1 rRNA gene is annotated in these 373 nt (G+C 52.5%); it reads right to left on the reverse strand.

Features of this window, described 5'->3' with window-relative positions:
* Window positions 1-352 (reverse strand): 23S ribosomal RNA (locus tag NV64_RS22960); the annotation flags it as partial.
* Window positions 353-373: the final 21 nt, after the last annotated feature.

A 373-nucleotide genomic window follows, 5' to 3' on the forward strand; every position in this document is an offset into this window, starting at 1 on the left:
TGCGTTTTTGTGTACGGGAGTATCACCCTGTACCCTGCGACTTTCCAGACGCTTCCACTAACGCACAAACTGATTCAGGTTCTGGGCTGTTCCCCGTTCGCTCGCCGCTACTGGGGGAATCTCGGTTGATTTCTTTTCCTCGGGGTACTTAGATGTTTCAGTTCCCCCGGTTCGCCTCATGCCACTATGTATTCATGACATGATAGTGTGTCGAAACACACTGGGTTTCCCCATTCGGGTATCGTCGGTTGTAACGGTTCATATCACCTTACCGACGCTTATCGCAGATTAGCACGCCCTTCATCGCCTCTGACTGCCTAGGCATCCACCGTGTACGCTTAGTCGCTTAACCTCACAACCCACAAGCGTCCCG

The organism is Erwinia sp. B116 (assembly GCF_002865965.1).
In the GTDB taxonomy this organism is placed as follows: domain Bacteria; phylum Pseudomonadota; class Gammaproteobacteria; order Enterobacterales; family Enterobacteriaceae; genus Erwinia.